The following is a 6611-nucleotide window of genomic DNA, read 5'->3' on the forward strand; positions in this document are numbered from 1 at the left end:
AAAATTTTATTGCACTAAGGTAAAATTTCAAACGCAGCGTCTCCTGGCTTTTCTTCGACATTGATTTCCATGTTGGAATAATGAAGGCCCATTTCACTGCCTTGAGCGAAATCTTTCAACCAAATTTTATGGGGGAGGGCGATATTTTTGACTTTTACCCCTTCAAAGTTGGAGGCCTCATAACGAAAAAGGAGTCTGTTTTTTTGATAGGTCTCCAAGACGGTGACGCGCTTGAACTCTTCATCCCACAAATAACGGGTGGAGGCCCAAGAGATCCAGACCTGATTTGGATTTTCTGCAAACCTCGCAAAGCCAGGTTCAGTGGTTTCTGGAGGCAGAATCAGTTTTCCAAAAAGAAGCCCCAGGGTTTGGGCAATACTGGTTTGAAAGGGCAGGAATTGCCTCAGCAAATGGGGAGAAAGTTTTTCAACCCGTTTTTTTTGGGCCTGCACATCCTGAAGCAGTAACTGTTCTCCATCCGATTTCAATAAAAATAAAAGCCCTCCCAGATCATCCAGACTTTCCAGGCTAAATCGATGGGGAAGTCGAATTTGCAGCACCTCCGTAGCGGAATAAGCGCGCCCTCGGGTCTTCAATTTAATTTCGGCCAGTCCTTGAAAGGAATTTACGCCCTCAAAAGCATTCAAGTAAGCCAGAAAATCCGATTTTATCTGGCTTTGTTCCGAAAGATTGGGGAGGCTCTGGATTTTTTTCTGGCTGGGAGCGCAGGCACTTACAAAAAGAAATGTGAAGATTAGAAATATTTTTTGGATTAATCCCCTCTCCCTTGAGGGGATGAGGAAAAGCCGCAGGGTTTTCGGGAGAGGGTGCATGATAAAGGTTCCATTTTTTTATTTTTTTTTACTACTCTTAAAATCCTTTATTTTAGGAAAATGTCCCTTTCTTTTTACCCCCTCTCCCTGCCCTCCCCCTCCAGGGGGGAGGGAGAAAATCACACTAGCGGATGTGAAAACTTTTTTTTTAAGCGGGCCAGATCTTCTTCGTCTTCCTGGTCCTTAATCTGTTTGGCCTGCAAGAACTCGAAGGCTTTTTTGTAATAGACAACGGCTTTCGTCCGTTCGCCCAGGATGGCAAAGACATCTCCGATATGCTCTAAAATGGTGGGCTCGCCGGGGTTTAAGAGGATGGCCTTTTGCAAATTCTGGAATGCCCGCACAAAATCCCCTTTTTTATAGTAAACCCAACCTAAGCTATCGAGAATAAAACCATCCTTGGGTCTTAATAGAACCGCCTCATGGGCGTATTTCAGGGCTTCATCCAGATAGATGCCTTTCTCCGCAAAGGTATAGGCCATGTAATTGAGCGCCGAGGCATTTTTGGGATTGGTTTGAATTACTTCTCGCATCGTCTGAACACTTTTCTCGAAATTCCCCTGCTTGTCGTAGGCCACTCCCAGACTGAATTGCAGGCGATCTTCTTTTGGAAATTTCTGAATGGCTTTTTCCAAGACTTCTACTGCTGCAGTCATTTTTTTCTGAGCGATTAAGATATTGGCATACACGTCATAAAATTCGGAGACCGATTCTTTTTTTGCAAGGGCTTCCTGGATAAGCTTTAAGGATTTTTCGGTTTCGGCACGCTGCTGCAGAATCAAAACTTGGCGCAGAACGGCATCTTTATAATAAGTAGATTCCGCTGGCACTTGCGCAAAATATTTCAAGGCCTCAGTATCGTCATTTGTATTTTGATAAAGTATCCCCAGGTAATACTGGATTCGATCTGCACTGGGATTCCTGGCCAGCACTTTCTTAAAGACCTCAATGGCCAACTTATAGTCTCTTTTTTCGTAATACAACAAACCCAGGCGCACCTGTATGGAAAGATCACTAGGATTAAGGTTTGCCAGGGTTTCGTATATCCTGAGCGCATCGGCATTTTTACCCTCATCCACATAGAGCTGCCCCAGGGCCTGAAGCGCACGGGAATCTTCCGGACTGGTTTCCAGGACATTCTTGAACGCCTCAATGGCCTTAGAAATATCCTTTTTCGATTTGGAACTCGCATAAATCAAACCTGAATATAAAGACGCGATACTCGATTCGGGATTGGCCTTCTTGAGTCGCGCAAGCACCTCCAAGGCCTGGGCGTTTTTCTTTTGGGCAAGATATTCGCGAACTAGCGAAGAATAAGCCTCATCGTCTTTGGGAAGCAACTGGATGACCGTTTCATATTGGGCAATAGCTTTTTCAGATTCTTTTTTGGCCGCCAAAAGCTTTCCCAAAAGCAGATGGGCATCGGTATTTTTAGGATCCAGTTCAACCGCCTTCTGGGCAGCCTCAAAGGCCTCACTTACCTGATTGCTTTCAATACTATGCTGAGCAAGTTCGAGCTGCAAAAAAGAAGAGCTGGGATGCAAGGCTATAGCTTTTTCAAGCAAGCTCCTTCCCTCCAGGGTATGTCCTTCAAAGGCATCCAGTTCGGAGAGCACATAATAAAAATAGGAGTTTTCTTTAGAAAAATAACGCAGGCTTTTCTGCTGCTGGGCCTGCTCATGGACTTGATCGTGGGAATGCCCCGAAAAAAAACGCTCCACTTGCGAGCGGCGTACTTGTTTTTGAGGATTTCCTGCACAAGAGACACTCAAGGCAACACAACTCGTACAAATAACTTTTTGAAGAAAATTCATGCGGATTCCATCATTCACAGAAACAAAGCGACTTTCAAGCCCTTTGTCGGCTTTTTTTTGAAGAAAGCAAAGTATTCTAGGTTTCCTTCGGTCCCTGGAAGACTGGAAGGGCAAGATCCAAGCAGCTCTGCGCCTTCCTTTTTCAAATTTTCTAGCACTTGTTGTAACACTTCTTCCCTCTTGGCTTCATCTTTCAAAACCCCACCACTAGGAAGATCTTTGCGACCCACTTCAAACTGAGGCTTGATGAGGCAAAGAAAAAAGGTCTCAGAATTATCCAACAAACGAAACAGGGGAGGAATTACTAACGAAAGAGAAATAAAAGACACATCCGCTACCACTAACTGAGGAACTTCGCTCAATTCTTTGGCCTCCCAATAACGGATATTCACTTTTTCGATCACTAGCACCCGTGGGTCCTGTCTGATTTTCCAAGCCAGTTGATTGTGCCCCACGTCCAGTGCATACACTTTCTTTGCCCCGCGTTGGAGCAAGCAATCCGTAAAACCGCCGGTGGAGGCCCCTACATCCAGACAAACCCAATCTTTTACGGAGAGCTGAAAATGATCCAAGGCCCCAGCCAGCTTCACTCCCCCGCGCGAAACATAGGGATGATCTTGGCCTTTCACTTCAATATTCATCTCAGGCAAAAAAGTCTGAGAGGCCTTTGAAACCTTTTGCCCCCCTGCAAAGACAAGCCCCGCCATCACCCAGGCCTGGGCCCGTTCGCGCGAAGGGGCCAGGCCTTTATCGACCAACAATTTATCGATGCGTTCTTTTTTCATGACGAGCAACAAACCCATTCCACATCATTTTTCAAGATTTTAAATTTGACCCTGGAAATAAAAAAATAAGATAGAAGCTTCATGCAAATTTTATTTTTCTTTTTTGTTTTAATTTTTAGTGGAGTTCAAAACCTGCAAGCTCAAGGCGTTGCCCAAAATTCTGCCCAAAATCTAGAAGACCACGAAAAACAATTGCAACTTTACCGAAGTCAGCAGCGCTGGATCAAGGCGAGTGAAGAGCTGAAAATTATTTTGGATAAAAGCAGCCCTGAAGAAGTCGATAGACGTAGCGAAGAAGCGGCAGAGGCTTTTTTTAAGGCCCGCAACTACCGGGAGGCGGCAAAATATTATCAGCCTCTTTCTGAAAAAGTTGAAAACCAGAACAACTCTAAAATTTTAGACAAACTTGTTTCTGCCTATGCCCGCTCCAGCCAGTTCGATTTGGCCTTGAAAAACCTTGTGCTGTTGCAAAGTTTGACGGATCAGCCTTCTCCCAATTTAGATTACAAAAAAATCTTTCTTTTGTACGATGCGTCCCGCTGCAAAGAGGTTATTCCAGAAACAGACATTTTTGTTAAAAGCTACCCCAAAAGTCCAAAAACAGACGATGCGCTTTGGCTGAAGGTTGTCTGCGAAAAAAACCTGGGTCAGATCAGCGAAGCTCTGGAAGATTTACAAAATTTCAAAAAAAAATACCCCGAAAGCAACGCAAGGGTTTTGTTTTGGGAAAGTCGTTGGAACGACCTGATTCATGAAACCAAAAAGGCAAACAACGCGCACAAGGAATTGCTTCAGATGGAAAACAATTTTTATAACCTCTGGGACATGCGCAGAAAAAATCTGGATGCGAACGCGTGTTTAATGACTGCATCTCCCTTCAGCAAAAAATCACCTTCTGCAAAACAGAAAAAGAACAAGAAACTCACTGCTGACACTCAGCCTCGGGTCTTGAGTTTTCAAGAAATGGAACAGGTTTTAAAGGAACAAGAAACGGAAATTCAGAAATTGAAACCTGCCTCCTTTAACGAATGGGTGGAAGCGCTCGCTAGAATTCGAAAGATTCCCCCCGCATTAATTTATGCAATCCTGTACGAAGAGAGCCATTTCAATCCTAAAGCAACATCCCCTGCAGGGGCCTTGGGGCTTATGCAGATGATCCCTGAAACAGGTTTCGAAATTGCCGAGGCTTTAGACCTCAGTACTTTTGATTTTAATGATTTACTGGACCCCTGGCTAAATTCGAAATTTGGCATCACCTACCTCTCGATGCTGATGGAAAGATTTTCTGGAAATCTGGTCTACACCATCGCGGCCTACAACGCAGGCCCTGAAGCTGTAGAACGCTGGATTGGATTAAGAAAAAGTAAAAACTGCGAAGAGTGGATGGACCAAATCCCTTACAAAGAAACTTACAATTACGTCCAAAAAGTTTTGAAAAGCCTGTGGCGTTTTGAAAATGAAAAACCCTCTCTACTCCCAGGCTTCACTCAACCCAGCAAAACATGATCAATCTTGTGAAGGGGAATAAAAATTTCCGCAAAGGGGGGAATTTTTTCAACTTGCCTGTCTGACCCTACCCATTTGACTGTTAGCTGCAGCCCCGCCGAGCTTTTTTCGATTATTTTTCCGCCCACCCTCAAGATATTTTCCAAAATAGGCTTTTCTTTAATCTTGTTCCGATCGGCAATAATTAACAGCGGAGTATTGAGTAAGATCTCTACGTTTCTATCTTTCATGATTTCAAATCCTTTTTATACCTTCGTATGCGGATTAAACAATTTTTCGTACTCTTCCAAAGCAAAACGATCTGTCATGCCTGCCACATAATCGCAAACGATTCGTTCTACCTGAGAGCCCTCTTGAATTTTTTGAAAGACTTCTGTGGGTAAAATTTTGGGATGATCCAAATAAGCCTTGAACAAATCACGAATAATACGCCCGGCCTTATGGGCCATTCGTTCGACACGATAATGGCGATACAGATTGGCGAAGAGAAAACGCTTTAACTCCACTGTTTTTTTCTTGATCCCTTCACTGAAGCCCACCAGCATTTTTCCGCGACTTCTAACTTCTTCCAGGGTTTGAATATTTCTTTCCAAGATATTTTTTTGCGTCTCTTCAATGAGATCGGTCACTAGAAGATTAATCAAACCCTTCACAGTCACTCGACATTGAATCTCTTCGGGGGCCTGCGGATACAGTTTCTGAATACCCTCAAAATTTTCCTGCCACAACTCTACTGCTCTAAGTTGAGCAAGACTAATCAAGCCCGAACGCAAACCATCATCCAAATCGTGGTTGTTGTAGGCAATTTCATCGGCCAGATTCACCATTTGAGCCTCTAAGCTGGGTTCTCCTTCTCGAGCAAACACCCGACCTTGGGGAAGATCATATTCTGTAAAATGTTTTGAAATTCCCTCGAGCACCTCATAGGTTAAATTAAGCCCTGGAAAATTTGGGTAAGCCAACTCCAGCAGGGTCACCACTCGCAAAGATTGGCGATTGTGCTCAAAACCTCCAAAATCTTTCATGAGTTCGTCCATCACTTCTTGCCCCGAATGTCCAAAAGGAGGATGACCCAAGTCATGAGCCAAAGCGATGGCTTCAGCCAGATCTTCGTTCAGGCCCAGCATGCGCGCCATGCTGCGGGAAATCTGCGCCACTTCCAAACTATGCGTCAGTCGAGTACGATAATGGTCCCCTTCATGGTTGACGAAGACCTGAGTTTTATACTCAAGGCGGCGAAAGGCCTTGCTATGAATGATACGATCCCGATCGCGCTGAAAACGGCTGCGGTAAGGATGTTCTGGTTCAGCATATTCTCTTCCCATCGACTTTTGAGAATGACAGGCATAAGGAGCAAGGATTTGGAATTCTATTTCTTCAAGATGGACACGGGTTTTAAGCATGATCCACCCTTAATCGACATTGTTGTTTAGTCAAAGGGTCATTCAAACTTTTTCCAATGAACAAGTTTATTTCAATATTAGCACTCATAAAGTCCACAAAATGACTTGTCATGCAGGACAATCATGTACCAAAATGCATCATCATGTCAGCGCGCATGACAGGGAGCCTGGAGTTCGCATGATAGGGCCCCACCTGTACGCATGATAGGGACCCGGTGGTTCGCAAGGATAGGGACCCACTTTTTCCTCTAAAAAATAGCGACGGATCTT

The 6611-nt window shown here is 44.3% G+C and carries 6 protein-coding genes; 1 reads left to right on the plus strand and 5 read right to left on the minus strand.

Annotated elements, in window-relative coordinates; genetic code table 11:
• Positions 1 to 14: 14 nt before the first annotated feature.
• From HQM15_06495 to HQM15_06505, 3 genes are all read right to left on the minus strand, one after another.
• Positions 15 to 833, minus strand: a complete 819-nt coding sequence (locus HQM15_06495) for a hypothetical protein (protein ID MBF0492412.1) — start codon at positions 831 to 833, stop codon at positions 15 to 17.
• 119 nt (positions 834 to 952) lie between these two features.
• The gene (locus HQM15_06500) at positions 953 to 2647 is read right to left on the minus strand and encodes a tetratricopeptide repeat protein (GenBank protein ID MBF0492413.1); all 1695 of its coding nucleotides are present in this window, start codon (positions 2645 to 2647) and stop codon (positions 953 to 955) included.
• 14 nt (positions 2648 to 2661) lie between these two features.
• Positions 2662 to 3432 (minus strand): TlyA family RNA methyltransferase, encoded by a 771-nt coding sequence (locus HQM15_06505; GenBank protein ID MBF0492414.1) that lies wholly within the window; start codon positions 3430 to 3432, stop codon positions 2662 to 2664.
• 81 nt (positions 3433 to 3513) lie between these two features.
• Here HQM15_06505 and HQM15_06510 point away from each other — a divergent pair, with 81 nt between their 5' ends.
• On the plus strand, positions 3514 to 4938 hold the full coding sequence (locus tag HQM15_06510) for a transglycosylase SLT domain-containing protein (GenBank protein ID MBF0492415.1): 1425 nt from the start codon (positions 3514 to 3516) through the stop codon (positions 4936 to 4938).
• On the opposite strand, the gene HQM15_06515 is transcribed toward HQM15_06510, so the two are convergent.
• Both HQM15_06515 and HQM15_06520 read right to left on the minus strand, forming a co-directional pair.
• Complete coding sequence (locus tag HQM15_06515) at positions 4920 to 5168, minus strand: hypothetical protein (protein ID MBF0492416.1); 249 nt, start codon at positions 5166 to 5168, stop codon at positions 4920 to 4922. The two genes, HQM15_06510 and HQM15_06515, sit on opposite strands and share 19 nt — an antisense overlap.
• A 15-nt stretch (positions 5169 to 5183) precedes the next feature.
• On the minus strand, positions 5184 to 6341 hold the full coding sequence (locus tag HQM15_06520; protein MBF0492417.1) for a deoxyguanosinetriphosphate triphosphohydrolase: 1158 nt from the start codon (positions 6339 to 6341) through the stop codon (positions 5184 to 5186).
• Positions 6342 to 6611 lie beyond the last annotated feature (270 nt).

The organism is Deltaproteobacteria bacterium, from assembly GCA_015233135.1.
Classification (GTDB): domain Bacteria; phylum UBA10199; class UBA10199; order JADFYH01; family JADFYH01; genus JADFYH01.